This is a genomic window from Streptomyces afghaniensis (assembly GCF_044327915.1).
Classification (GTDB): domain Bacteria; phylum Actinomycetota; class Actinomycetes; order Streptomycetales; family Streptomycetaceae; genus Streptomyces; species Streptomyces afghaniensis.
Map to the genome: position 1 here is coordinate 403,200 of NZ_JBIRGJ010000002.1, position 23,848 is coordinate 427,047.

Annotated in this window: 22 protein-coding genes and 2 tRNA genes; 3 read left to right on the forward strand and 21 right to left on the reverse strand. The window is 71.5% G+C overall.

Annotated elements, in window-relative coordinates; genetic code table 11:
• Nucleotides 1–101: 101 nt before the first annotated feature.
• The 9 genes from holA to leuS form a co-directional block, all read right to left on the reverse strand.
• The gene (gene holA, locus ACH4G3_RS08070; RefSeq protein ID WP_397623695.1) at nucleotides 102–1,088 is read right to left on the reverse strand and encodes a DNA polymerase III subunit delta; all 987 of its coding nucleotides are present in this window, start codon (nucleotides 1,086–1,088) and stop codon (nucleotides 102–104) included.
• A gap of 36 nt (nucleotides 1,089–1,124) precedes the next feature.
• Nucleotides 1,125–1,370 carry a hypothetical protein gene (locus ACH4G3_RS08075; protein WP_397623696.1) on the reverse strand — a complete coding sequence of 82 codons (246 nt, stop codon included), beginning with the start codon at nucleotides 1,368–1,370 and terminating at the stop codon, nucleotides 1,125–1,127.
• Between the two features lie 38 nt (nucleotides 1,371–1,408).
• Nucleotides 1,409–2,290, reverse strand: a complete 882-nt coding sequence (locus tag ACH4G3_RS08080) for a YceI family protein (RefSeq protein ID WP_397623697.1) — start codon at nucleotides 2,288–2,290, stop codon at nucleotides 1,409–1,411.
• A gap of 219 nt (nucleotides 2,291–2,509) precedes the next feature.
• The gene (locus ACH4G3_RS08085) at nucleotides 2,510–3,349 is read right to left on the reverse strand and encodes an arylamine N-acetyltransferase family protein (RefSeq protein WP_397623698.1); all 840 of its coding nucleotides are present in this window, start codon (nucleotides 3,347–3,349) and stop codon (nucleotides 2,510–2,512) included.
• A gap of 4 nt (nucleotides 3,350–3,353) precedes the next feature.
• On the reverse strand, nucleotides 3,354–6,020 hold the full coding sequence (locus tag ACH4G3_RS08090) for a ComEC/Rec2 family competence protein (protein WP_397624089.1): 2,667 nt from the start codon (nucleotides 6,018–6,020) through the stop codon (nucleotides 3,354–3,356).
• Between the two features lie 38 nt (nucleotides 6,021–6,058).
• Nucleotides 6,059–7,243, reverse strand: a complete 1,185-nt coding sequence (locus ACH4G3_RS08095) for a ComEA family DNA-binding protein (RefSeq protein WP_397623699.1) — start codon at nucleotides 7,241–7,243, stop codon at nucleotides 6,059–6,061.
• Between the two features lie 119 nt (nucleotides 7,244–7,362).
• A complete protein-coding gene (locus ACH4G3_RS08100) occupies nucleotides 7,363–8,208 on the reverse strand; it encodes a DegV family protein (RefSeq protein WP_397623700.1) in 846 nt (281 codons plus the stop codon).
• Nucleotides 8,209–8,280: 72 nt separating this feature from the next.
• Nucleotides 8,281–9,054, reverse strand: coding sequence for a hypothetical protein (locus tag ACH4G3_RS08105; RefSeq protein ID WP_397623701.1), 774 nt, complete (start codon nucleotides 9,052–9,054; stop codon nucleotides 8,281–8,283).
• 138 nt (nucleotides 9,055–9,192) lie between these two features.
• Nucleotides 9,193–12,075, reverse strand: a complete 2,883-nt coding sequence (gene leuS / locus ACH4G3_RS08110; RefSeq protein WP_397623702.1) for a leucine--tRNA ligase — start codon at nucleotides 12,073–12,075, stop codon at nucleotides 9,193–9,195.
• A gap of 467 nt (nucleotides 12,076–12,542) precedes the next feature.
• Between leuS and ACH4G3_RS08115 the strand changes: the two genes are divergently transcribed.
• Both ACH4G3_RS08115 and ACH4G3_RS08120 read left to right on the forward strand, forming a co-directional pair.
• The gene (locus ACH4G3_RS08115) at nucleotides 12,543–13,808 is read left to right on the forward strand and encodes a ferric reductase-like transmembrane domain-containing protein (RefSeq protein WP_397623703.1); all 1,266 of its coding nucleotides are present in this window, start codon (nucleotides 12,543–12,545) and stop codon (nucleotides 13,806–13,808) included.
• Nucleotides 13,805–15,421 (forward strand): NADH-quinone oxidoreductase subunit NuoF family protein, encoded by a 1,617-nt coding sequence (locus tag ACH4G3_RS08120; protein ID WP_029181314.1) that lies wholly within the window; start codon nucleotides 13,805–13,807, stop codon nucleotides 15,419–15,421. Before ACH4G3_RS08115 ends, ACH4G3_RS08120 begins: the two co-directional genes overlap by 4 nt.
• 111 nt (nucleotides 15,422–15,532) lie before the next feature.
• Here the strand turns inward: ACH4G3_RS08120 and ACH4G3_RS08125 are convergent.
• From ACH4G3_RS08125 to ACH4G3_RS08170, 10 genes are all read right to left on the reverse strand, one after another.
• Nucleotides 15,533–15,605, reverse strand: a tRNA-Ala gene (locus ACH4G3_RS08125).
• 129 nt (nucleotides 15,606–15,734) lie between these two features.
• Complete coding sequence (locus ACH4G3_RS08130; protein ID WP_006136074.1) at nucleotides 15,735–15,968, reverse strand: hypothetical protein; 234 nt, start codon at nucleotides 15,966–15,968, stop codon at nucleotides 15,735–15,737.
• 3 nt (nucleotides 15,969–15,971) lie between these two features.
• Nucleotides 15,972–16,142, reverse strand: coding sequence for a hypothetical protein (locus tag ACH4G3_RS08135; RefSeq protein WP_150480816.1), 171 nt, complete (start codon nucleotides 16,140–16,142; stop codon nucleotides 15,972–15,974).
• A 201-nt stretch (nucleotides 16,143–16,343) separates the two neighbouring features.
• Nucleotides 16,344–16,416: transfer RNA gene (locus ACH4G3_RS08140), tRNA-Ala, on the reverse strand.
• A 99-nt stretch (nucleotides 16,417–16,515) separates the two neighbouring features.
• Nucleotides 16,516–17,190, reverse strand: a complete 675-nt coding sequence (locus ACH4G3_RS08145) for a histidine phosphatase family protein (RefSeq protein ID WP_397624090.1) — start codon at nucleotides 17,188–17,190, stop codon at nucleotides 16,516–16,518.
• On the reverse strand, nucleotides 17,181–17,627 hold the full coding sequence (rsfS, locus tag ACH4G3_RS08150) for a ribosome silencing factor (RefSeq protein ID WP_020269542.1): 447 nt from the start codon (nucleotides 17,625–17,627) through the stop codon (nucleotides 17,181–17,183). Before rsfS ends, ACH4G3_RS08145 begins: the two co-directional genes overlap by 10 nt.
• Nucleotides 17,628–17,731: 104 nt before the next feature.
• Complete coding sequence (locus ACH4G3_RS08155; protein ID WP_397623704.1) at nucleotides 17,732–19,432, reverse strand: LCP family protein; 1,701 nt, start codon at nucleotides 19,430–19,432, stop codon at nucleotides 17,732–17,734.
• A 16-nt stretch (nucleotides 19,433–19,448) separates the two neighbouring features.
• Nucleotides 19,449–20,192, reverse strand: a complete 744-nt coding sequence (gene nadD, locus ACH4G3_RS08160; protein WP_397623705.1) for a nicotinate-nucleotide adenylyltransferase — start codon at nucleotides 20,190–20,192, stop codon at nucleotides 19,449–19,451.
• An 85-nt stretch (nucleotides 20,193–20,277) separates the two neighbouring features.
• The gene (locus tag ACH4G3_RS08165) at nucleotides 20,278–20,442 is read right to left on the reverse strand and encodes a hypothetical protein (RefSeq protein WP_010041970.1); all 165 of its coding nucleotides are present in this window, start codon (nucleotides 20,440–20,442) and stop codon (nucleotides 20,278–20,280) included.
• Nucleotides 20,443–20,606: 164 nt separating this feature from the next.
• Entirely contained in the window at nucleotides 20,607–20,768 is a 162-nt protein-coding gene (locus ACH4G3_RS08170) for a hypothetical protein (protein WP_020269545.1), read from the reverse strand.
• Between the two features lie 125 nt (nucleotides 20,769–20,893).
• On the opposite strand from ACH4G3_RS08170, the gene ACH4G3_RS08175 reads away from it, so the two are divergent.
• The gene (locus tag ACH4G3_RS08175) at nucleotides 20,894–22,027 is read left to right on the forward strand and encodes a M48 family metallopeptidase (protein ID WP_397624091.1); all 1,134 of its coding nucleotides are present in this window, start codon (nucleotides 20,894–20,896) and stop codon (nucleotides 22,025–22,027) included.
• A 49-nt stretch (nucleotides 22,028–22,076) separates the two neighbouring features.
• On the opposite strand, the gene ACH4G3_RS08180 is transcribed toward ACH4G3_RS08175, so the two are convergent.
• Complete coding sequence (locus ACH4G3_RS08180; protein WP_397623706.1) at nucleotides 22,077–23,147, reverse strand: SCO2583 family membrane protein; 1,071 nt, start codon at nucleotides 23,145–23,147, stop codon at nucleotides 22,077–22,079.
• Between the two features lie 89 nt (nucleotides 23,148–23,236).
• The gene (locus ACH4G3_RS08185; protein WP_449657597.1) at nucleotides 23,237–23,812 is read right to left on the reverse strand and encodes an SCO2584 family spore wall biosynthesis protein; all 576 of its coding nucleotides are present in this window, start codon (nucleotides 23,810–23,812) and stop codon (nucleotides 23,237–23,239) included.
• Nucleotides 23,813–23,848: the final 36 nt, after the last annotated feature.

A 23,848-nucleotide genomic window follows, 5' to 3' on the forward strand; every position in this document is an offset into this window, starting at 1 on the left:
GACGCCGAACCTCGGGAACGAGGGAAACCCGCTGCCCATCAGCGAGCCGGGCCACTCAGACACCGCCCGGTCCGCCGGGAGGCAGCTCGGCCGGCCGATGCCTATCCCCGTCCCCTGGAGCGAGCCGCCCGCGCGATCGTGACCACCGCCTTCTCCAGGGCGTACTCGGGATCGTCCCCGCCGCCCTTCACGCCCGCGTCAGCCTCGGCCACCGCCCGTAGCGCCACTGCCACCCCGTCCGGAGTCCAGCCCCGCATCTGCTGCCGCACCCGGTCGATCTTCCACGGCGGCATGCCCAGCTCGCGCGCGAGATCGGCCGGGCGTCCGCCACGCGCCGACGACAGCTTCCCGATCGCCCGGACGCCCTGCGCCAGCGCGCTCGTGATCAGCACCGGTGCCACCCCGGTCGCCAGCGACCAGCGCAACGCCTCCAGCGCCTCCGCCGCCCGCCCCTCGACCGCCCGGTCGGCGACCGTGAAGCTCGACGCCTCGGCCCGGCCCGTGTAGTACCGCCCGACGATCGCCTCGTCGATCGTCCCCTCGACGTCCGCGACCAGCTGCGAAACCGCCGACGCCAGCTCCCGCAGATCGCTCCCGATCGAGTCGACGAGCGCCTGGCACGCCTCCGGCGTGGCCGACCTGCCCACCGCCCGGAACTCGCCCCGCACGAACGCCAGCCGGTCCGCCGGCTTCGTCATCTTCGGACAGGCCACCTCGCGCGCCCCCGCGCGCGCCGCGTCGAGCAGCCCCTTCCCCTTGGCCCCGCCGGCGTGCAGCAGCACCAGGGTGATCTCCTCGGCGGGCGCCCCGAGATAGGCCTTCACGTCCTTGACCGTGTCGGCCGACAGGTCCTGCGCGTTGCGTACGACGACGACCTTGCGCTCCGCGAAGAGCGACGGGCTCGTCAGCTCGGCGAGCGTGCCGGGCTGCACCTGGTCCGGGGTCAGGTCCCGTACGTCCGTGTCGGCGTCGGCGGCCTTCGCGGCGGCCACCACCTCCTGCACCGCACGGTCGAGCAGCAGCTCCTCCTGGCCCACGGCGAGCGTCACGGGGGCGAGAGGATCGTCATTCGCAGTCTTCCTGGCCATCGCGACAAGCATCCCACGCGGCACTGACAACCAGGCCTACGGTTCTTCCCGCCAGCCCTCCCACTCACCGGCGAACCGGTCCAGCTCCCCGGGATCCAGCCGCTCCTCCTCGTCCCTCAGGACGACCAGCCACTGCGCGTCCTCGGCATCGTCCTCGCCGGCCAGCGCGTCCCGCACCAGCTGCGGCTCCTCGACGACCGCGAACCGCTCCCGCAGGGACTCCACCACCTCTTCCGCGGCATCACGGTCGGGCAGCACCAGCACATGTCGCACATCACTCACGCCGGCCATTGTCCGACACCGGCTCCCGGCCCGGCCGCTCAGGCCTTGCGGACGACCTGCACGTCGAGGCCCACCTTGATGCTCGGTCCCACCACCGCGATGCCGCGGGCCAGCATCGTCTGCCAGCTCACCGTGAAGTCGTCCCGGTGCAGTTCGGTCGTGGCCCGGCAGGCAGCCCGCACCTCGCCCTCCATGCCGTTGCCCAGCCCCAGGTACTCCGTGTCCAGGGTGACCGTGCGCGTCACGCCGTGCAGCGACAGCGCCCCCGTCACGGCCCACCGGTTCCCGCCCTTGTGCACGAACCGCTCGCTGTAGAACTCGAGCGTCGGGAACTTCGCGACGTCCAGGAAGTCCGCCGACCGCAGATGGTCGTCCCGCATCTTCATGTTGGTGTCGATGGACGCCGCGTCGATCACCACGTGCATCGCCGACCGCTCCAGGGGGTCGGTGATCCGTATGACGCCCGCGAAGGACTTGAACTGTCCGTGGATGCGGGCCATGCCGATGTGCCGCGCGGTGAACCCGATCGAGGAGTGCGCCGACTCGATCTCCCAGTCGCCGGGCGCGGGCAGCTCCGGCGGCCGGGCCACCTGGAGCGTCACGTCACCCAGCGAGGCGAGCGAGTTCTCGGCGACCTGCGTGGTCGCCCGGTACGGCGTGTACCCCTCCGCCGACACCGCGAGCCGGTACTCCCCCGCCGGCACCGTCGCCATGAACGACCCGAACGGATCCGCTCCCCCGCTGACCACCGGACGCCCCATGGCGTCGGTGACCGCGAACTCCGCATGTCTGACCGGCTCGTTGACCGGGTCGAGCACCCGGCAGGCCAGCACCCCGGCGCTCGGCGGCGTCAGCACCGCCCCCAGGGGGCCCGTCCGTTGCACCCGATTGGTTCGGCTTCCCAGCCAGCGGCCGATCATCTGGACACCTCATGCGACTCGAAGTCAGCGGTTTGATCACGGTTCACCGAGGAGGCATTCGACCACCGATGAGGCTTTCGAGGCAACACGGGACCACATCACGGGAATCCAGCACTTGTGCTGGGACTACGCACGAGTAGCCCCATGTGGGCCAAGTGGGGTGTCTGCCCCCTCTGACTCGTCTGCTCCCGCTCCCCCTCACCCCTCCTCCGGCCCGGATCAGCCGTCCTGGCCGGCGCCCCGAACGGTCGGAACCGAGCCGAGCTCGATACCGAACCGCTCCCGGTACACCCCGAGCACCTCCTCGTCCGTCCCCAGCTCCCGCTCCTCCCTGGTGCCGTCGGCCCCGGTCACCTTGAGCCGGCGGCCGCTGAGCGTGATCCTCCCGCCGTCCTCCGTGACCCGCGAACAGACCAGCGACCGCGTGAAGTGCGATACCGGCGACGTGCTGTGCCACCACACCCCGGCCACGAAGTCCCCCAGCACCCGTGGCCGCACCTCCAGGCGGTACTGCCGTCTGCCGTCGCGGATCACGTCCAGGTCCGCCGCCTCCACCGTGTCGTGCCCACCGCGCACTCCGGCCGCGTCCGGCTGCGCCTCGACGATCCGGAACGTGCCCCCGGGATCCTCCTGCTCTCCCCGCTCCCCGAACGCCAGCGGCAGGTGGCTGTGCGCCCCGAACCCGACGTCGGCCAGCCAGTCGCCCGCGTCCACCGTCCGCACCCGCAGCGCGAGATGGTCGTACGGGATCCCGAGCCGCTCCTCGTCCCCGTACACCCGCGCCGCGAGCAGCGCCACGTCGTAACCCAGCGCGGCGAGCAACGCCCCGAAGGCGCCGTTCAGTTCGTAACAGAACCCGCCCCGCCGGGCGCCCACCAGCTTGTCCAGCAGCCGCTTCTCCTCCAGCACGATCTCCTCGCCGAGATGGATCGACAGGTTCTCGAACGGCACGGCCCTCAGGTGGCGCAGGTGCAGTTCGCGGAGCACGTCGACGGTGGGCCACGCCGGGTGCTCGACTCCCAGGCGGCGGAGGTAGGCATCTACCTGTGCTGAGTTCATGCCTTCAGTCTCGCGCCACACTCAGCTCCCCGCCCTCTCCTACGACTGCCAGTGCGCCGTCCCGGTCCGTCCGCAGCACCACCGCACCCCCGGCGCGCAGCGCCGCGACCGTGCCGGGCGCCGGATGGCCGTAGCTGTTGCCGGCACCGCAACTGATCAGGGCCAGCCGCGGGGCGGCCCGGCCTGTCAGGCCGGGGTCCTGATACGCCGATCCGTGATGGGCGACCTTCAGCACGTCCACGCGCTCCAGGGCCTCGGCCGCCGGTGATCTCGCCAGCGCCCGCTGGGCCGGAGGTTCGAGGTCGCCGAGGAGCAGCAGGCGCAGTCCGGCCGAGCGGACCAGCATGGCGACACTGGCGTCGTTCGGCCCCTCCGGCGCCGTGTGGGCCGGATCGGCCGGGTGGGCCTGGTTGGCCGGGTTGGCCGGGTTGGCCGGGAGCACCTGCGGATGCGGGCCCGGTGGAAGGGCCGGGGATGGGCCCGACGGAGGGCTCGGGGACGCGCTCGGGGGCGGCCACACCACCTGCCAGGACAACTCCCCCGTGCGGCGCTGCTCCCCGACGGCGGCCCGCGTCACGGGAACCCGCCGGGCCGCCGCCAGTCTCCGGACGAACGCGGCCTGGTCCGCCGGCTCTTCGAAGCCGGTCGTCTCGATCGCGCCGACCGCCCGTCCGCGCAGCACACCGGGCAGGCCCGCCACATGATCGGCGTGGAAGTGAGTGAGCACGATCAGCGGAATCCTGGTGATGCCGAGTGAGCGCAGGCAGTGGTCGACGAGCTGCGGATCGGGTCCCGCGTCCACCACGACACCGGCGCCCTCGCCCGCCGCGAGCACCAGGGCGTCCCCCTGCCCCACGTCGCACATCACCAGCCGCCAGCCGGGCGGCGGCCAGCCCGTGACCACCCGGGTCAGCGGCGGCGGCTGCACCATCACCAGCACCAGCACGAGGCCGCAGACCCCGCACCACCAGGGATGCCCGAGCAGCCGCCGCCCCAGGATCAGCACGACCAGCGTCACGGCCGCGAGCAGCGCCGCCCCCGTCCAACTGCCCGGCCAGTCGACTCCCGCTCCCGGCAGCGCGGCCCCGGTACGGGCGACCTCCGCGATCCACTCGGCGGGCCAATGCGCGCCCCATGCCGCTGCCTTGGCCACGGGCATCGCCATCGGTGCCGTGGCCAGTGCGGCGAAGCCGAGCACGGTGGCCGGCGCGATCGCGAACTCCGCGATCAGGTTGCACGGCACCGCCACGAGGCTCACCCGCGCCGACAGCACCGCGACGACGGGCGCGCACAGGGCCTGCGCGGCGGCAGCGGCGGCCACCGCCTCGGCCGGCCCCTGCGGCACCCCGCGCCGCCGCAGCCCGGCGCTCCAGCGCGGCGCGAGCGTGAGCAGGGCACCGGTGGCCACGACGGAAAGCAGGAACCCGTAACTCCGCGCCAGCCACGGGTCGTACAGCACCAGCAGCAGGACCGCCGTCGCCAGCGCCGGGATGAGGGACCTGCGGCGGCCGGTCGCGAGGGCGAGCAGCGCGACGGCTCCGCAGGCCGCGGCCCTCAGCACGCTCGGATCGGGTCTGCACACGACGACGAACCCGAGTGAGAGCACGCCCCCGAGCACGGCGGTCGCCCGCAGGGAGACACCGAGGCGAGGCGCGAGCCCGCGCCGCTCGGCGCGCTGTGCCAGGCCCGGCGGCCCGAGCAGCAGGGCGAGCAGGATCGTGAAGTTGGCCCCGGACACGGCCAGAGTGTGGGTGAGGTCGGTCTCCTTGAAGGCCTCCTCCAGCTCCGGGGTGATCCGCGAGGTGTCCCCCACGACCAGTCCCGGCAACAGCGCCCGGGCATCCGCCGGCAGCCCGTCGGTCGCCTTGCGCAGCCCGGCCCGCAACCGCCCGGCGAGGCGCTGAGCAGCCGAGGGTTCACCGACCACCTCCGGTTCGGCCCGGCCTCGTACCCGCAGCACCGCCGCGACCCGGTCACCGCCCGTTATCGCGGGCGCCAGCCGCGCGCTGACCCGCAGCCGCGTCGAGGGCAGCAGCCCCAGCCACGGCGACCGCACCGGCCCATCGGCGACCGGCCGCCCACCTGCCGTCTGGCCGGCCGACCCCAAGTCGACGATCATCAGCACCGGCGTCCGCGTCCCCACCGTCGCGCCGCCCGCTTCCTGGACGCGCCGCACATCGGCCTCGATCAGCACGGCGGTCGGAGCGACGTGATCTCCCCGGACCTTCGGCCGGGTGAGCCGGGGATCGGAGGTCAGCTCCACCTCGGCCGTCACCGTCGCGTACTCCTGCGCCAGGCCGGGCACAGGTCCCCGGCGCAGATCCGCCCCGTGCAGCCCGGCCGAGACGGCAGCCGCGGCCACGCACAGCAGCAGGGCCGCGGCCGACGCTCGCGGCCAGGAGGCCCACCCGGTCCGCCGGGCGAGCGGCAGCAGTCCGACGGCGGCCAGACAGCCGGCCACGATGCCGAGGACCCACCCCGGTGACGCGTCCAGCAGCAGCGCCGCCGTGCCCCAGGCCGCGAGGGCGGGTAGGACGAGCCGCAGGTCCGTGGGGCCTTCCTGCCGCGGACGGGCGCTGCCCAGCCGCTTCCCGGAGGAGGCGTGCACGGACGAACGGGCGGGGTCGGAGCCGCTGGGAGGGGCCGCCCCGGCGGTGAAGGCCTCAGGCATCGCCTCGTCCCGTCCCGTCGGCACGTCACGGCCGCTCCTCATGGCCGTACGAGATTCCGCAGGTCGGCGAAGCGGCGGTCGCCGATACCGTTCACCTCGCGCAACTCGTCCACGGAACGGAAGCCGCCCTGCCGCGTGCGGTAGTCGATGATGTGCTGCGCCAGCACCGGGCCGACACCCGGCAAGGTGTCGAGCTGGTCCGCGGTGGCCGTGTTGAGCGAGACGGGAGCCCCCGGCATCACGCCGCCCGCCGCACCACCCGTGGCCCCGGCGGCCGTACCACCGGCACCGGTCCCCGCACCCGCACCCGCATCGGGAGCCGGTCCCCCGACGATCACCTGCTCGCCGTCCACGAGGAACCGGGCGCGGTTGAGACCGTCGGTCTTCGTGCCGGGCTTCACCCCGCCCGCCGCGCGCAGCGCGTCCGCGACACGCGAACCGGCCGGCAGCCGGTGGATCCCGGGATCACGGACCTTGCCGCCGACGTCCACGACGATCTCTGCCGCCCCTGCCGCACCCGCCGCACCTGTCGACTTCGCGGCCCCCGCGAGCGCACCCGCTGCTCGTTCCGGCTCGTCCCGCCCACCGTGTCCCTGCTCCCCGTAGGGTGCCGCCGCTCGCACCACCTCCGGCGGCCGCACGGACTGGGTCCGGCCGGCCCAGAAGTGCTGCACGGCGAAGGCCGCGGCGACGACGAGCACCACCGTCAGCGCGAGCACACTCCGCCGCTCCAGGCCACACCTCACCTGCAACCACACAGGCAGGCGCTCCCGCACCGCGAGCCCGGCCCGCTCCCGCCAGGCCCCTTCCCCTGGACGGCCGTCCCCGCTGCCCGCCCCGGCGTCCGTCCCACCTTCGGCACCGACAGGGACCCGAACGGGGCCACGGACGGGGACACGGACGGATCCCACCTCGGGATCGACGTCGGCCTCCGCGGCAGCCTCCGGCTGATCGAGCCCTCGCCGAGGGCGTCCTGGAGCAACCGTCTCCTCGGGCTCGGGCGGGCCGTGCCCCGACTCCCGCCGCTTCCCGCCCCGTTCGACATGCTCGCCGAACAGCACCTCCGCGCGCCGGCGGAGTTCCTCCGCCGAGGCATGGCGATGCCGTGCCCGGCCGTGTGCGACAGGTCGCCGACGGCGGTGACGGACGCGTCCGTCGGACGCCGGTCCACGGCCCGGCCCGCTGGTCGCAGTCGCTGTGCGTGAACGTGATCGAAGTGCCATGCGACGAGGATCGGCCACATCGGCACACTCGCGATGATCTTGGTCAATTCCCGGGGACACCGGCCGACTTGTGGATAACCCGGCCACCCACACGGGTGATCAGAGCCCGCCGTGACCGTTCACTGCGGCGAAACCACGACCCCCAGCAAGCCGGGCCCCGTGTGCGCCCCGATCACCGCTCCGACCTCGCTGACATGCAGATCGGCCAGCCCGGGCACCCGTGCCCGCAACCGGTCGGCGAGGGCCGACGCCCGGTCCGGGGCGGCGAGATGGTGGACGGCGATGTCCGCCCGGGCGCTGCCCGCGCGCTCGGCCGCGATCTCCTCCAGGCGAGCGATCGCCTTCGAGGCGGTCCGCACCTTCTCCAGCGGTTCGATGCGGCCGTCGGCCAGCTGCAGCAGCGGCTTCACCGCGAGCGCCGAGCCCAGCAAGGCCTGCGCGGCACCGATACGACCGCCGCGGCGCAGGTAGTCGAGGGTGTCGACGTAGAAGTAGGCGGACGTGCCCGCGGCCCGCTTCTCCGCGGCCGTGACGGCCTCGTCCATCGTGCCGCCCGACTCCGCGGCCTCCGCCGCGGAGAGCGCGCAGAAGCCGAGCGCCATCGCGATCATGCCGGTGTCCACCACCCGCACGGGCACCTCCGCCTGCCGCGCGGCGACGACGGCCGCGTCGTACGTACCGGAGAGCTCGGCGGAGAGATGGAGGGAGACGATGCCGGTGGCGCCGGATTCGGCGACCTTGCGGTACGTCTCCTCGAAGAGGGCGGGGCTGGGCCGCGAGGTCGTCACCGGACGCCGCTTCTGCAAAGCCTGGGCGAGGGCACGGGTCGAGATCTCGGTGCCCTCCTCCAGCGCCCGGTCGCCGAGGACGACGGTCAGAGGTACCGCTGTGATGCCGTGGCGCTCCATCGTCCGGGCCGGCAGGTAGGCCGTTGAATCGGTGACGATCGCGACATGGCGGGACATGAGCTGGAGGTTACCTGCCGTAGTGCCCGTACGGCAGCCCGGCCCCCGTGCCGTGTGACGCGAGTGGCCGGATCAAGTGGTGCTCTCGGGGCGGGGCTTCTTCTGCCAGGGGTAGGTCGGGCGCGGTCCCGACGGGCTGATGGCGGGCCGTGCCGGCTCGTGCGCCGGGCTCGACTGCGGGGTCTCCGGCCAGGTCTGCCCGGCCGCGGCGGCATCGGCGGCGGGTGCCTCGGGCCATGGCGTCGAGGCGGGCCGGGGCTCCGGCTTCGGCGAGGCGGCGGGCCTGGGCTCCTGTTCCGGCTCCGTCGTCCAGTGCCGCAGCGCCCCGGCCTCCATGTCGATCTGGGCGCTGAGCGTGTCCAGGTCGTCCTCCGCGAAGCGGCGGGCGCGGTCGCGGGCCGCCCAGCGCAGGGCGTCGGCCGACTGTGTGATGCGTTCGGTGCGCTCGCGCAGCCCGGGCAGCCGCTCGGTGAGCGCGGTGCGGTCGGGCTCGGCCTCCAGTCGTTTCAGCTCGTCGTCCAGCTCGTGTCCGTGCGCACTGAGCCGTTCGAAGAGGCCGATGGACTCCTTCAGCGACTCGTCCTCGGCGACGGCCGCGTGCAGCGCGTCCTGGGTGGCGCGCATCGACGTGCGCAGTTTCAGCCGGAGTTGGGCGAGTTCTCCCGCGGCGCCCGGCTGGGCGAAGGACTTGGCCCGCAGGGTGTGGTCCTCGACCGTGCGGCGCGCCTGTGTGATGCCACGGTCCACGCCGCGCTTGGCGGCGCCGACCACCTTGACCGTGGCGTACACGCCGAGCCCCAGAAAGAGGACGAAAAGCAGGGCGAACACTGCGATCACTGCTTCCACCGGCTCCTCCTGGGGACCTCGCCGCACACCTCATGTCGCTCTTCAACGGTAAACGCAACGGGCAGGTCCGGAGTTCCAGAAAAACCCCGAACCTGCCCGTAGGGGACCACCCCGAGAGCGGTCCGCAGCGCCCGGCGGCTACGCCGGGACGATGTTCACCAGCTTCGGCGCCCGCACGATCACCTTCCGGATGCCGGCCCCGCCCAGCGCCGCGGTGACCTTCTCGTCCGCCAGCGCGACCTTCTCCAGCTCGTCCTCGGAGATCGACGGCGAGACCTCCAGCCGCGCCTTGACCTTGCCCTTGACCTGCACGACGCAGGTCACGGTCTCGTCGACCACGTACGCCGGGTCGGCCACCGGGAAGTCCTGGTGCACCACCGAGTCCTCGTGCCCCAGCCTGCGCCACAGCTCCTCGGCGATGTGCGGGGCCAGCGGCGCCACCATCAGCACCAGCGGCTCCGCGACGGACCGCGGCACGGCACCGCCCGCCTTGGTCAGGTGGTTGTTCAGCTCGGTGACCTTGGCGATGGCGGTGTTGAACCGCAGGCCCTCCAGGTCCCCGCGCACCCCGTCGATCGCCTTGTGCAGGGCGCGCAGCGTCTCCACGTCGATGTCGGCGTCCTCGACGTCGACCACGGTCACCTCGCCGGTCGCCTCGTCGACGATGTTCCGCCACAGCCGCTGCAGCAGCCGGAACTGGCCCACCACCGCGCGCGTGTCCCAGGGCCGGGAGACGTCCAGCGGGCCCATCGCCATCTCGTACAGCCGCAGCGTGTCGGCGCCGTACTCGTCGCAGATCTCGTCGGGAGTGACCGCGTTCTTCAGGGACTTGCCCATCTTGCCCAGCAGCCGGGAGACCTTCTCGCCCTGGTAGTAGTAGGCGCCGTCGCGCTCCTCCACCTCGGCGGCCGGCACCGCGATGCCCCGGCTGTCGCGGTAGACGTAGGCCTGGATCATGCCCTGGTTGAACAGCTTGTGGAACGGCTCGGCCGAGGAGACGTGTCCCAGGTCGTACAGCACCTTGGACCAGAAGCGCGCGTACAGCAGATGCAGCACGGCGTGCTCGGCGCCGCCGACGTACAGGTCGACACCGCCGTGCGGCTGCCCCTCGCGCGGGCCCATCCAGTACCGCTCGATCTCCGGGTCGACCAGCTGCTCGCTGTTGTGCGGGTCCAGGTAGCGCAGCTCGTACCAGCAGGAACCGGCCCAGTTGGGCATGGTGTTGGTCTCACGCCGGTACTTCTTCGGACCGTCGCCCAGGTCCAGCGTGACGTTGACCCAGTCCTCGTTGCGCGACAGCGGCGTCTCGGGCTGGGTGTCGGCGTCGTCCGGGTCGAAGGTGCGCGGCGAGTAGTCCTCGACCTCGGGCAGCTCCAGCGGCAGCATCGACTCGGGCAGCGCGTGGGCGATGCCGTCCTCGTCGTAGACGATCGGGAAGGGCTCGCCCCAGTAGCGCTGGCGGCTGAACAGCCAGTCGCGCAGGCGGAAGTTGACGGTGCCCTCGCCGACACCGGACGACTCCAGCCATTCGGTGATGCGCGCCTTGGCGTCGACGACACCCAGGCCGTCCAGGGAGACACCCTCCCCCGTGGAGTTGACGATCTTCGCGTCGTACGACACGAAGGCGGCGTCCCACGTCGAGGTATCGGTGCCACGGCCGTCGGTCGGCTCGACGACGCAGCTGATCGGCAGCTCGAAGGCGCGTGCGAACTCGAAGTCACGCGTGTCGTGCGCCGGGACCGCCATGATCGCGCCGGTGCCGTAGCCCATCAGCACGTAGTCGGCGATGAAGACCGGGACCTGCTCGCCGTTGACCGGGTTGGTCGCGTACGCGCCGATGAAGACACCGGTCTTGTCCTTGGCCTCGGCCTGCCGCTCCACGTCGGACTTGGACGCGGCCTGCGCACGGTAGGCGGCGACGGCTTCGGCCGGGGTCGCGTGCCCGCCCGTCCACACCTCGTGGGTGCCCTCCGGCCAGGCGGCCGGGGTGAACTTCTCGACCAGCGGGTGCTCGGGCGCCAGCACCATGTAGGTCGCGCCGAACAGGGTGTCCGGGCGGGTGGTGAAGACCGTGATGCGCTCGCCGTCGATGGGGAAGTCGACGCGGGCGCCCTCGGAGCGGCCGATCCAGTTGCGCTGCTGCAGCTTGATGGCCTCGGGCCAGTCCAGCTCCTCCAGGTCCTCCAGCAGCCGGTCGGCGTAGGCCGTGATGCGCATGTTCCACTGGCGCAGCTTGGCCTTGAAGACCGGGAAGTTGCCGCGCTCGGAGCGGCCCTCGGCGGTGACCTCCTCGTTGGCCAGCACCGTGCCCAGCCCGGGGCACCAGTTGACCGGCGCGTCGGAGGCGTAGGCCAGCCGGAACTCGCCCAGGACGTCGGCCTTCTCGGCGGCGCTCAGCTCGCTCCACGCGCGCGTGTGGCCCGGTACGGGCCGCTCACCCGACTCGAACCGGTCGATCAGCTCGGAGATCGGACGGGCCTTGTCCGCCTCGTCGTCGTACCAGGAGTTGAAGATCTGCAGGAAGATCCACTGGGTCCACTTGTAGTACTCCGGGTCGATCGTGGCGAACGACCGGCGGTTGTCGTGGCCCAGGCCCAGCCGGCGCAGCTGGGACTTCATGTTCTCCATGTTGGCTTCGGTGGACGCGCGCGGGTGCGTGCCGGTCTGTACCGCGTACTGCTCGGCGGGCAGGCCGAAGGCGTCGAAGCCCAGGGTGTGCAGGACGTTGTGGCCGGTCATGCGCTGGAAGCGGGCGAAGACGTCCGTGGCGATGTAGCCCAGCGGGTGGCCGACGTGCAGGCCCGCGCCCGAGGGGTACGGGAACATGTCCATGATGAACTTCTTGGGCTTGGCGACGGTCCCCTGGTCGCCCGCCAGGTCGCCCTTCGGGTTGGGCGCGCCGTAGGTGCCGTCGGCGTCCCAGAAGTCCTGCCAGCGTGCTTCGATCTCGGCAGCCATCGCGGCCGTGTAGCGGTGCGGCGCTGCCACCTCGGAGGGGGCAGCGGGGTTCGTCTCGCTCATGATCCTCAAAGCTCCATCGATCGTCTCTGCCTGCGGCTGTGTGGTTCGAGAAACGAAAAATCCCCTCGCACAGGAGGGGACGCCGCGCCGATTCCGGCCACTCGACTCGTCCGGTGGCCGGGACTGATCAGCGCGGCCCGCTAAGCAGAAGGCGTACGGCACGCATGGCGTTAGGGTACCGCAGGCCCCCAGCGCGACGCGACGCGCTTCCGGCGGGCCGTCTCGTTGCCCAAAAAGCTGAACCAAGGTCAAAGGTTACTTCGCGTAACAGTTACTAAGGGACATCGCAACAACCACATTGTCCTTTGATAACAACGCAATAACTCAAACCTGATACCCATCGGTATGGCTCCGTTTAGAGTGCGGCAGCGGGACCGCTTTCCCGAACCGCTCGGAGTTGCCCCCATGAACCCTCATCGCAGTACCCCCTCGCTCCACCCGGTCGCCGGGACGCGGGGAGGCCGGCCGTGAACCCCAACGACTCCACAGCAGACGACTCCTTCGCCGAGTTCCTCAACTTCGGCGCGGGCGTGCTGTCCCTGGTGTGCCTGACCTGCTCGGTGATCTGGGGCCTGGTCGCCCAGGACCGGATCATGCTCGATGCGCGCAGGCGCATTCTGGCGCAGGCCGTGCACCGGACCACGGCCGTCGCCTCGATCCTTTTCCTGCTGGTGCACATCGGGGTGAAGCTGGCGCTGTCCCACACCTCGTGGATCGCCGCCGTGATCCCGTTCGGGCTGCTGTTCACCGACGAGGAGCTGGTCGCGGGCAGGTCGTTCCTGATCGGCCTGGGCACCCTGGCGGGCATGCTCATGATCTTCGTGGGCATCACCGGCGTGCTGCGCAACCGCTTCGCGTCCCCCGCGCCGGTCGCGGCCCGCTGGCGGGCCATGCACATGCTGGCCTACCCGGCCTGGTGCGCCGCCCTGGTCCACGGCCTCTACGCGGGCCGCCAGGCCAAGCCGATCTTCGTCATCCTGTACTGCCTGTCCCTGGCCGGCGTGGCCGGAGCCCTCGCCCTGCGCGCCGCTCCGCGCCCGGTCAAGCGCAAGGTCGCCGACAAGTTCGCCCAGCTCATCGGCCCCGGGGACGGTCTGGGCCGCAGGGACCTGGAGGAGAGCCGGGCACGGGCGGGCACCGGCTCCGCGCTGCCCGGCTACGAGGGCCGGGACACGCCCATGGGGGCCATGGCCTCCTCGTCGGGGCCGCGGTACGAGAAGGCGGAGCGCGCCGCGCCGCAGGAGTCCACGAACGGTTTCGCCGCGGCCTACCGGGCCGTCTCGAGCCCGCCCCTGGGCCAGCAGGCGTTCGCGCCGGGGCCGACCGACCGCACGGAACTGCCGCTGGACATGCAGCCCACCCAGACCATCCCGACCGTGGACGGCCCCTCCAGCACCTCGGGCAACTGGCCGATCCCGTCCCCGCCGCCGGTCGGCGAGGCCCCGCCGTCGGCCTACGACCCGCTCCAGGACACGGGTTTCAACATCCCGCCCTACGACCCGCTCCAGGACACCGGACAAAGCATCCCGGCCTATGGCAATCCAGGCGCCGCCGGCTACGGATCGAGTGACGTGTACGACACGGGTGAGACGAACGCCGTCTACGACACGTACTACCCGAACGACACGTACAACAGCGGTCCCGCCACTGAAACACTGCCCGGTGCGTCCTACGACTTCGACGCACCGGGATCGGGCGAACCTTGGAACACGCCTTCCGGAGGCTTTAAGTGAACGAGGCTTTGCCTGACGTACCCGAAGTCCGCGTGGTCGGTCTTCCCCAGCTCACGTCTGGCTTCGACCTTGTCGATCGGCTCGATCTGCCCATGCACCTGAAGGTGCACGGGCCACTCGAGCCGATGGGCGGCGAGCAGCTCGCGCAACTCGCCGAACGCATCAACCTGAAGGGCCGCGGCGGCGCGGGCTTCCCCTTCCACAAGAAGCTGCGCTCGGTCGCCGAGGCGGCGATCAAGCGCGGCGTGCGGCCGGTCGTCGTCGTGAACGGCAGCGAGGACGAGCCGGCCTGCCGCAAGGACACGGTCCTGATCAACCGTGCTCCCCATCTGATCCTGGACGGCGCACTGCTGTGCGCCGAGGCGCTGGGTGCCCGCACGCTCGTGGTGGGGGTCACCCGTGAGTCCACACAGCGCTCCATGGAGGCCGCGCTCGCCGAACGCGGCCTCAACAACGGCCGCCGATCGGCTCTCCGGGCGCGCGTGCAGCGCAATCCGGTCCGTATGGTCACCGGTGCCGCCGCGTCACTGATCCGCTCCATCGACGGCGGCCCGGCCATCCCGCCGGGCCGCAAGGTCAGCGCCTCGCAGAACGGCGTCGGCGGCGCCCCCACGCTGCTGTCCAACGCCGAGACCTTCGCCCAACTGGCCATCGCCGCCCGCATCGGCCCGGAGCGCTACGGCAACACCGGTCTGTACGACGAGCCGGGCACCGTCATGCTCACGGTCTCCGGTGCGGTCGCCCGCCCCATGGTGATCGAGGTCCCGACGGGCGTGCCGCTGCGGTACGTCCTCCAGCTCGCCGGCGCCCCGCCGGTGCCCCAGGGCGTGCTCACCGGCGGCTACCACGGCAAGTGGATCGACGCGGCGACGGTCAACGAGGCGATCGTCTCCCGCAACTCCCTGGACGCGGTGGGCGGTGCGCTCGGCGCCGGCGCGATCCTGCCGATCACTCAGGAGACGTGCCCGCTGGGCGAGTCACTGCGCGTCGCCCAGTGGCTGGCGGAGGAGAGCGCGGGCCAGTGCGGCCCCTGTTACCTCGGCCTGCCGGCCGCCGCGCGCGGCCTGGAGGACATCCTCAACGGCGGCGGACCGGCCGCTCTGGAAGCCCTCAAGCAGGTGGCCAAGAACGTGAAGCGGCGCGGCGCGTGCTCGCACCCGGACGGCTCCGCGATGTTCATCGAGTCGACCATCAAGGCTTTCACGGACGACCTGGCCGCCCATGTCCTCGGAAACGGCTGCGGACGGCCCGTGGAGGGCGTTCTGCCGCTCTTCGAGGGCGGCAGGGCCCCTACGGGCATCCCGGGCGGCGGCGAGTCCGAGGAGAACGGCCCCAGCCGTCAGAAGATCTACGTCGACTGGACACTGTGCCGGGGCCACGGCCTGTGCGCGGACATCCTTCCGGAGGTGTTCCAGCTCGGCGCCGACGGCTTCCCCACCGTGGCGCAGGCACAGGTGCCGCGGTACGCCGAGGCCAAGGCTCTACGCGCGGTGCGCCGCTGCCCGGCGCTGGCCCTGCGCATCGAGGAGGACACGCGCGCTCAGGGCGGCGCGCCGTCCCGCAACCTCCCGGTGCTGTCCCAGGGCCGCGGCCGCCGCGCGCTCGGCCGCTGAGCAGACGTCAAACGGCGGGCTTCCCCAGGGGAGCCCGCCGTAGGCGTACACGGACACCGCACACGAAGAAGGCGGGCCATCCGATCGGATGGCCCGCCTTCTCATCTGCTGTGGAGCTAAGGAGAATTGAACTCCTGACCTCCTGCATGCCATGCAGGCGCTCTACCAACTGAGCTATAGCCCCTTGCTGCGTTGCCCCCTGGTTTCCCTGGCGGCGACGCCAACATTACTGGTCCTCCGGGCCCAACGCCAAATCGATTTCACCTCGCACGGAGATGCCCGTTATGCCGGATTTACACCGGCCCTGCGGGCGCTAAGCCGTGACGAACGAATAGAACCGCTTGAGCGTGCAGTGCTCCTCCAGAAGCCGGCCATAGATCGGCTCGCCCTCCAGCTCGCGGTACGTCTCGATCGGGTCGCCCTTTATGATCAGCGCCCGTGCGCACTCCTCGCACCAGTACTGGTAGTCGGGATTGATCGGCTCCATGTCGCGGACGATCGGAGTCCCGCTGCCACACCAGTCGCATTTCCGCCTGTGTGCACCCATCGATCAGCTCCAGCTGTGGCCGCAGGCCGTGCACACGTAGGAGATCCCGCCGTTGTCGCCGAGCATCTGGGCCACGTGCGCGGATCCGCAGGAAGGGCAGCTGAGGCGGGTCGACATATCCCCTGTCAATGCTGCTCCGAGGAGGTGGTCGACCTCCTGGATGCTCGCAGGCATCGCTACTCCTCCCGTCGGGCCGCGCCCCCTTCCGGCCGTTTGATTCTGCCACGACCGGACCAATACGGTCAGCGACGCCTCAGTACCAGTCCGGACACGGCAACCCGGCGGGGCCGTAGAGGTATACGCCTCAGGGGCCCGAGTGACTCAAGAGGGAGCATGAAAAATCCCGCCCCCTGACGGGAACGGGATCTTGAAGCGTGGAGCTAAGGAGAATTGAACTCCTGACCTCCTGCATGCCATGCAGGCGCTCTACCAACTGAGCTATAGCCCCTCGCCACGCAGCGGAGCTGCATGGTGATTCTGTTTCCCGGCGGGCCGGGCGAACAAGAAGAACTTTAGCCTGCGACCTGCCGGAAAGTGAAATCCGGGGTCAGTCGTCGTCGCCGAGCACCGGTTCCGGCAGGGTGCCCGCGTTGTGCTCCAGCAGGCGCCAGCCGCGGGCGCCTTCACCGAGGACGGACCAGCAGCAGTTGGAGAGTCCACCGAGGCTCTCCCAGTTGTGGGAGTCCAGGGCGAGGAGGCGGCCGATGGTGGTGCGGATGGTGCCGCCGTGGCTGACCACGACGAGCGTGCCGTCCTGGGGGAGCTTCTCGGCGTGCCGCAGCACCACGGGGGCGGCGCGGTCCGCGACCTCGGTCTCCAGCTCGCCGCCGCCACGGCGCACCGGCTCGCCGCGCTTCCACGCGGCGTACTCGTCGCCGTACCGGGCGATGATCTCCTCGTGCGTCAGGCCCTGCCAGGCGCCCGCGTACGTCTCGCGCAGCGCCTCGTCGTGGGTCACGTCGAGGTCCGTGAGCGCGGCGAGTTCGGCGGCCGTGTTCGCGGCCCGCTTCAGGTCGGACGCGACGATCGCGTCCGGCTTCAGGGCGACCAGCAGGCGGGCCGCGCGCCGGGCCTGGGCGACGCCGGTCTCGGTGAGCTCGACGTCCGTGGTGCCCTGGAAGCGGCGCTCCACGTTCCACGCGGTCTGGCCGTGCCGCCAGAGGATGATGCGGCGGCCCCGGCCCTTGCCGGCGGACGCCTCACTGAAGGAGGTCACCGCCAGTCACCTTCCAGCTCCGCCGCCTCCTCGGCCGCCCGCAGCTTGGCGTGCTCCTCGGCCTTGCCGCGGGTGGCCTTGGCGTCCTCGGGCAGCTCCAGCTCGGGGCAGTCCTTCCACAGCCGCTCCAGTGCGTAGAAGACGCGCTCCTCGCTGTGCTGGACGTGGACGACGATGTCGACGTAGTCGAGCAGCACCCAGCGGGCCTCGCGGTCGCCCTCGCGGCGCACCGGCTTGGCGCCGAGCTCCTTGTTGAGGCGCTCCTCGATCTCGTCGACGATCGACTTGACCTGGCGGTCGTTGGGCGCGGAGGCCAGCAGGAAGGCGTCCGTGATGGACAGCACGTCACTGACGTCGTAGGCGACGATGTCGTGTGCCAGCTTGTCGGCGGCCGCCTGGGCGGCGGTGTTGATCAGCTCGTGAGAGCGGTCGGTCACGGTCACTACAAGGCTTTCCGTCGGCGGTCACTTGCCACCAAGGGTCTCACGGACCGCCGCGCGCCCCCCACGCGATTACGGCGACCGCGTGGGGAGCACACTCCTGCCGGCTAGTCGGACGACGGCTTGTAGTCCTGGCCGAGGACGACGGCCACGTCGGCGCTCGCGGAGATCCTGCCCTTGGTGACGGAGCCCGCGGGCAGGCCCAGGGTCTTGGCGACCTCGGCCGCGTCGGCCTTGTCGGCGGCGTCGGCGTAGGTGACCTTGGACGTGGCCTGGGCGGAGCCGGCCGTGCCGCCCTCCAGGAAGGTGAAGCCGCCGTTGAGGAGCACGACGCGGGCCTTCTCCGTGTTGTCCTTCACACCACTGGCGTTCTGTACGGAGACGCTGACGGCGGCGTCCTTGTCGGGGCTCTTGGCGGTGCCGCCGAGGACGTTCTTGACCACGCCCGCGCCGGTCTGGGCGCTGAGCGTGCCGTCGGCCTGGACGGGCAGCAGGTCCGTCCGGTAGTCGCCGCCCTTGGCCAGGTCGGAGAGCCGGGCGAGGAAGGTGCCGAGGTCCTTGTCGGTCAGGGACGGGTCGAGGATCTGCTGCAGCGTCTGGATCGTGGTCGTCGCGCCCTGCGGGTCGGAGGACAGCTTGCGCAGGACGCCCTGCAGGACCTGCCCGAAGCGCTCCAGCTGGGCGTTCTGGGCCTCGCCGGGTGCGCGGTAGGTGGCGTAGGCGACGGCCATCTTGCCGCTGAGGGTCTGGGCCTTGCCCTTGCTGACCAGGGGGGCCTCGCCCTTCTTCTTCGCGGCGGGGTCGGGAACCTCGGCGTTGGTGTCCACGTCGATGTTTCCGACCAGGTCGACGAGGTTCTGCAGGTAGGGCGTGTCCAGGCGCCAGGTGCCCTGGATGTCGGTGCCGAGGACCGTGTCGAGCGCCCCGCGAGTGCCGTCGGAGCCGTCGTCCTCGACCGACTTGGCGAGCGTCGTCGTGGTGCCGTCGTCACTGGTCAGGGCGAGGGAATTGGGCAGCAGGACGGTGGTGCCCCGCTTGGTGGTCGTGTTGTCGACGAGCAGGGCCGTGGCGGTGCCGCCGCCCTTGATGTCGTGCAGGTGGACGACGATCACGTCGCGCTTCTGGGCGCCCGCGGCCGTCGCCGTACCGGTCGCGGAGTCCTCGGAGGACAGGCCGGGCAGCTTCCCCGCGTACCAGAGGTAACCGACGCCGCCGGCCGCGGCGAGCGCGAGGACGACGACCAGGGCAACGATCCGGCTGCGGGCGCGGCGCCGGGCCTCCTCGCGGCGCTCGGTGCGGTTCTCGGTGAACTTCAGCCAGTCGATGACGTCTTCGGAGTTGTCGTCGGGCTCCTCGACGAAGGCGAACTGCTCGGTGTGGTACTCCCGCCGGGGGCCGTGCCCGGCTTCCTCGTCGTCGGCCGGGCCCGCCTGCTGCGGGATGTGGGCGGTCTGTTCGGCGACGCGGGGCTGCTGGGCCGTACCGGCGCCGGCGGTGGCCTGGCCATAGGGGTCGTGAGACGCGGTGCCGCCCTGGTGCTGCCCGGAGGCGTAGGGATCGTAGGAACCGTAGCCGGACTGCTGCCGGCCTGTGCCGTAGTCGTACGCGGGCGCGGGCGGTGGCTGCTGCCCCGTCGCGCCGTACGGGTCGTAGCCGTAGCCCTGCTGTTGCTGCTGGGCGTACGGGTCGTACGCCTGCTGCTGGGTCTGCTGGGCCTGGACCTGCCGGTAGACAGGCCGGCCGTACTCGTCGTAGCCGACGAGCTCGTACTGGTCGCCCCCGTACCCCGGGTCGTATCGGTCGTTCACCGGTGCCCCTCTCGGCTCACTCGCCGCGGTACAGCTCGCGCTTGTCGATATAGCGCACGACTCCGTCCGGCACCAGGTACCAGATCGGGTCGCCCTTGGCGACTCTCGCACGGCAGTCCGTGGAGGAGATGGCGAGGGCGGGCACCTCGACGAGCGAGACACCGCCCTCCGGGAGTCCTGGGTCGTTCAGGTGGTGGCCCGGCCGGGTGACCCCGATGAAGTGCGCGAGGGAGATCAGTTCCTCGCTGTCCCGCCAGGTGAGGATCTGGGAGAGCGCGTCGGCGCCGGTGATGAAGAACAGGTCCGTGTCGGGGTTGAGCGCGCGCAGGTCGCGCAGCGTGTCCACGGTGTAGGTGGGGCCGCCGCGGTCGATGTCGATGCGGCTCACGGAGAACTGCGGGTTCTCCGCGGTCGCGATGACCGTCATCAGGTAGCGGTCCTCGGCCGGGGAGACCTTGCGGTGGCTCTTCTGCCAGGGCTGGCCGGTCGGGACGAAGACCACCTCGTCGAGGTGGAACGCCGCGGCGACCTCGCTGGCCGCCACCAGGTGCCCGTGGTGGATCGGGTCGAAGGTGCCGCCCATGACGCCGAGGCGGCGCTTGCCCGGCTGGGGCCGGTCGTTTCCGGGGCCGTCGATCTGGCGGTGCGCCGTGGCGGCACGCCGGGGCTCCGAGTGTCGCCCGGTGCCGCTCGCCGTGTCCTGTGCCGGGTCGTGCGGCGTCTCGTTCGCCGGACCGGTAGGCATGTCCTGCTCTCCCATGCGTGCAGACCCTACCGGCCCTGCCTGAGGGCTCCGGCGGCCCCGTGGTCCCCGGGGCGCCCCGGCACGGGGCGCCCGGCCGGGCTCAGCGGTCGCGGTTGAAGCGGGTGGTGATCCACAGCAGGAGCAGCAGGGCGAAGAGGGCGCCGCCACCGGTGAGGTAGGGGCTGAGGCTCTCGTGGTTACCGCCGTGCTCCTCGCCCTCGGCGGCGAGGGTGACCAACTGGGCAGCGGTGCTGTGGAAGCTCATCTTCGGCAGGACCTATCGCGTGTGGGCGGGTTAAAGACGTCGGCTCATCGTAAGCGGGCGCCCCGACCGCGATCACCCCGACTCCGCCTGTTCGTGACACGGAGGCCGTGCGCGGTCCCGCCCGGCCCGGTCCCGGGGGCCGTGCGGGGAACCTTCCCCGTGCCTCAGTCGTCCTTCCGTCTGTAGCCACGCAGCAGGAACCACGCCGTCAGCACACAGCCCACGATCATCACGAGCAGTACGTACCGCAGCATCCCCGGCCCCCCTTGCCGATCGGCGGCGGACGCGGCCTCGGCGAGCCAGGCGGCTGCGGGGTGGTGCTCCATGGCGATGGTCTCCTTCGCTGTACTGCCCGACCACCGTAACTCCGCCTAGGCTGGGCTCCGCCTCGGGGAAGCAAAAGGCCGCACAAGGGGCCGCAAAGGTCACACAGACGCACATGGGGGAAGACATGTCCGACGGCCACGAGCACCACGGGCACGAGCACGTGCCGAGCAGGCAGCGCAGGCGCTTCCCCGGAATCTCCTCGCGTACGTACGAGCACCCGGCCGACCGCTCCGCCCTGGTGGCCCTGCGCAAGCTGAGCGGTTTCGACACGGTGTTCAAGGCGCTCAGCGGCCTGCTGCCCGAGCGCAGTCTGCGGCTGCTGTTCCTGTCCGACTCGGTGCGGGTGTCCGACCAGCAGTTCTCGCATCTGAACGTGATGCTGCGGGACGCCTGCTACATCCTGGACCTGGAGAAGGTCCCGCCGATGTACGTCAACCAGGACCCGCAGCCGAACGCGATGTGCATCGGCCTGGACGAGCCGATCATCGTCGTCACGACGGGGCTCGTCGAGCTGCTCGACGAGGAGGAGATGCGGGCGGTCGTCGGGCACGAGGTGGGGCACGCGCTGTCCGGGCACTCGGTCTACCGGACCATCCTGCTGTTCCTGACCAGCCTCGCCGTCCGGGTCGCCTGGATCCCGCTGGGCAACCTCGCGATCATGGCGATCGTGACCGGGCTGCGGGAGTGGTTCCGCAAGTCGGAGCTGTCCGCGGACCGGGCGGGGCTGCTGGTCGGACAGGATCTCCAGGCGTCCATGCGGGGCCTGATGAAGATCGCGGGCGGCAACCACCTGCACGAGATGAACGTGGACGCGTTCCTGGAGCAGGCCGAGGAGTACGAGGCGGGCGGCGACCTGCGCGACTCCGTGCTGAAGATCCTGAACGTGCTGCCCCGCTCCCACCCCTTCACCACCGTGCGGGCGGCCGAGCTGAAGAAGTGGGCCGAGTCGCGGGACTACCAGCGGATCATGGACGGCCACTACCCGCAGCGCGACGAGGACCAGGACACCTCGGTCCGGGACTCCTGGCGCGAGTCGGCGAACCACTACACGACCCATGTGAAGAGCTCCAAGGACCCGCTGATGAAGCTGGTCACGGATCTCGCCGGCGGCGCGGGCGACCTGGGCGACCGCGTCCGCCGGGGCTTCGGCGGCTTCACGAACCCGGCCCAGAAGCCGCCCGGTCCCGGGACGCCGGGCCCGTCGGGCTCCTCCTCGGACTCCCCGGACGACGACCAGCCGCCCCGCGACGGCAGCTGAGGCGCCCGCCCAGGCCCTGGAAAGCCCAGGTCCTGGAAAGCCCGTCTTCTCACACCCTCGGCTGCGCGCTCGTCGCCAGGGTGCCGCACAGGGCCGTGGCGCTGCCCGTCGCGTAGGGGTCCGTGCCGGCGGGGCCGCCTTCCTTGGCCGTCTGGCCGGCCAGGAGGGGGCGCAGGTGGTTCGTGGAGTCCTCGGCGCAGGAGAGCGGGCCGGCCTGGACGTAGGAGACGACGAGCTGGCCCTGGTGCAGGCGCAGGTCGTCGCGGTCGAAGCGGAAGTGCAGCTCGCGCCGGACGGTGAACAGGGACACCTCGGCCTTGGCACCGGCCCCGGCGGGCCGCAGTGCGTAGACGAGCGTGTGGTCGGCGGTGACCTCGAGGGTGGACGAGTCGACCTCGGCGGCCTGGAGCGTGCCCTGGACCCGCACCTTGCGGTCGGCCAGCTCGGCGCGGGAGGGGTCGAAGCGGACGAGCCAGCCGGTGGGCGCGTGGCGTCCGTCCGCGGTGGGGCGGGCGAAGCTCTGGTCGAACTGGTCCAGCTGATCGGCGTCCAGCAGGAGCCGGACGGCGCGGGCCTCACCGCCCATGAGCACACCCGGGTCGAGGGCGGAGCGGACGATGTAGTCCTTGGCGGTGGTCAGGGCGCCGACGACCTGGCTGTCCGAGAAGTGCGCGGTGCGCCGCGAGGCGGGCAGCGGCACGCCCTCCGCACCGCTCTTGAACTGTGCGGCGGGGCTGCGCTCGTACAGGTACGCCGTGTCGGCCGTGCCCGGCACCTTGCCCTCGGGGGCGAGCGGGATGACGGTCATCCGCAGGGGTTCGGCGGCTTCCCGGGCGGCGGGGGTCTGGTAGGGGTGCCGTACCCCCATGTAGATCGCGGTGCCGAAGGCGACGGCGATCAGCAGGACCAGGACCAGTGCCTGCCGGGACAGGCCCCGGCGCAGGGGCGGTGCGCGGCGCACGGCGGGCGCGTGATCGCCGATGCGCTCCTGGGCGGAGTACTCCTTGAGGCGGGCAGCGCGGACGAACGACTCGTCGAAGACGACGGATCGATACTCGTCCTCTCCACCTCCGGGAGCGCCCTCTGGTGTCCCCTCAGGTGGGTCTCCAGGCCCGCCCATATCTTCAGGGTAGGTCTCCGGAAGCTCGGGTAAACGCCCGGCCGCACCACAAGTTCTGACAGGTACTCACCAGGACGGGCGGGTTCCGGTCAGGGGTTGCGCGGGATCACCGAGACGGCCGGCTGGGAGTAGTCGGCGGAAGCGGAGGGAGCCGCCCCGCTGCCCTGTTCCAGCCCTGTCGAGGTGGGCGCCGGCACGGGATCCTCGCGGTTGGAGGACGCGCCCCGGTAGACCGCCGTGAAGGCCAGCGCGACCATGCCGATGCCCATCACGAGGGCGAGCAGCCAGGCGACGGGGCGGTGCCAGCGGACCTGTTTGGAGTACGGCCCCGTGCCGCCGTAGTGGTCCTCGAGGATGTCGGGGTCGTCCAGCTCGTCCAGCTCGGGATCATGGCCGAAATCGCCGGGCCCGTCCGGGCCGTACCCGTCGTCGTACCGCTCGCCTCTGGAGTGGGCGCGGCGCGCCTCCGCCTCGGAGGCCTCGGCTCTCGCCTTGGCGGCGGCCAGGAGGCGCTCCACGGCGGTCGGCTCGTGCACTACGGCCGCGCGTACGAAGGCCTCGTCGAAGACCACGGAGGCGAACTCTTCGTCCGACACCCCGCGGTCGTGGTCGTCGTCGGGCTCCCGGCCGTCAGGAAACGGCGTGCCCCCCACGTCCTCCGGCACGGTTCCAGAGTAGACCTGGGGGGTCATTTTGGGCAG

What these genes read in the sequence shown, in the direction of transcription:
- holA (WP_397623695.1), bottom strand. Translation starts at nt 1,088, where the DNA reads ATGGCCAGGAAGACTGCGAATGACGATCCTCTCGCCCCCGTGACGCTC.
- ACH4G3_RS08080 (WP_397623697.1), bottom strand. Translation starts at nt 2,290, where the DNA reads ATGATCGGCCGCTGGCTGGGAAGCCGAACCAATCGGGTGCAACGGACG.
- ACH4G3_RS08085 (WP_397623698.1), bottom strand. Translation starts at nt 3,349, where the DNA reads ATGAACTCAGCACAGGTAGATGCCTACCTCCGCCGCCTGGGAGTCGAG.
- ACH4G3_RS08090 (WP_397624089.1), bottom strand. Translation starts at nt 6,020, where the DNA reads ATGCCTGAGGCCTTCACCGCCGGGGCGGCCCCTCCCAGCGGCTCCGAC.
- ACH4G3_RS08095 (WP_397623699.1), bottom strand. Translation starts at nt 7,243, where the DNA reads ATGGCACTTCGATCACGTTCACGCACAGCGACTGCGACCAGCGGGCCG.
- ACH4G3_RS08100 (WP_397623700.1), bottom strand. Translation starts at nt 8,208, where the DNA reads ATGTCCCGCCATGTCGCGATCGTCACCGATTCAACGGCCTACCTGCCG.
- leuS (WP_397623702.1), bottom strand. Translation starts at nt 12,075, where the DNA reads ATGAGCGAGACGAACCCCGCTGCCCCCTCCGAGGTGGCAGCGCCGCAC.
- ACH4G3_RS08130 (WP_006136074.1), bottom strand. Translation starts at nt 15,968, where the DNA reads ATGGGTGCACACAGGCGGAAATGCGACTGGTGTGGCAGCGGGACTCCG.
- ACH4G3_RS08135 (WP_150480816.1), bottom strand. Translation starts at nt 16,142, where the DNA reads ATGCCTGCGAGCATCCAGGAGGTCGACCACCTCCTCGGAGCAGCATTG.
- nadD (WP_397623705.1), bottom strand. Translation starts at nt 20,192, where the DNA reads ATGGGAGAGCAGGACATGCCTACCGGTCCGGCGAACGAGACGCCGCAC.
- ACH4G3_RS08165 (WP_010041970.1), bottom strand. Translation starts at nt 20,442, where the DNA reads ATGAGCTTCCACAGCACCGCTGCCCAGTTGGTCACCCTCGCCGCCGAG.
- ACH4G3_RS08170 (WP_020269545.1), bottom strand. Translation starts at nt 20,768, where the DNA reads ATGGAGCACCACCCCGCAGCCGCCTGGCTCGCCGAGGCCGCGTCCGCC.
- ACH4G3_RS08175 (WP_397624091.1), top strand. Translation starts at nt 20,894, where the DNA reads ATGTCCGACGGCCACGAGCACCACGGGCACGAGCACGTGCCGAGCAGG.
- ACH4G3_RS08180 (WP_397623706.1), bottom strand. Translation starts at nt 23,147, where the DNA reads ATGGGCGGGCCTGGAGACCCACCTGAGGGGACACCAGAGGGCGCTCCC.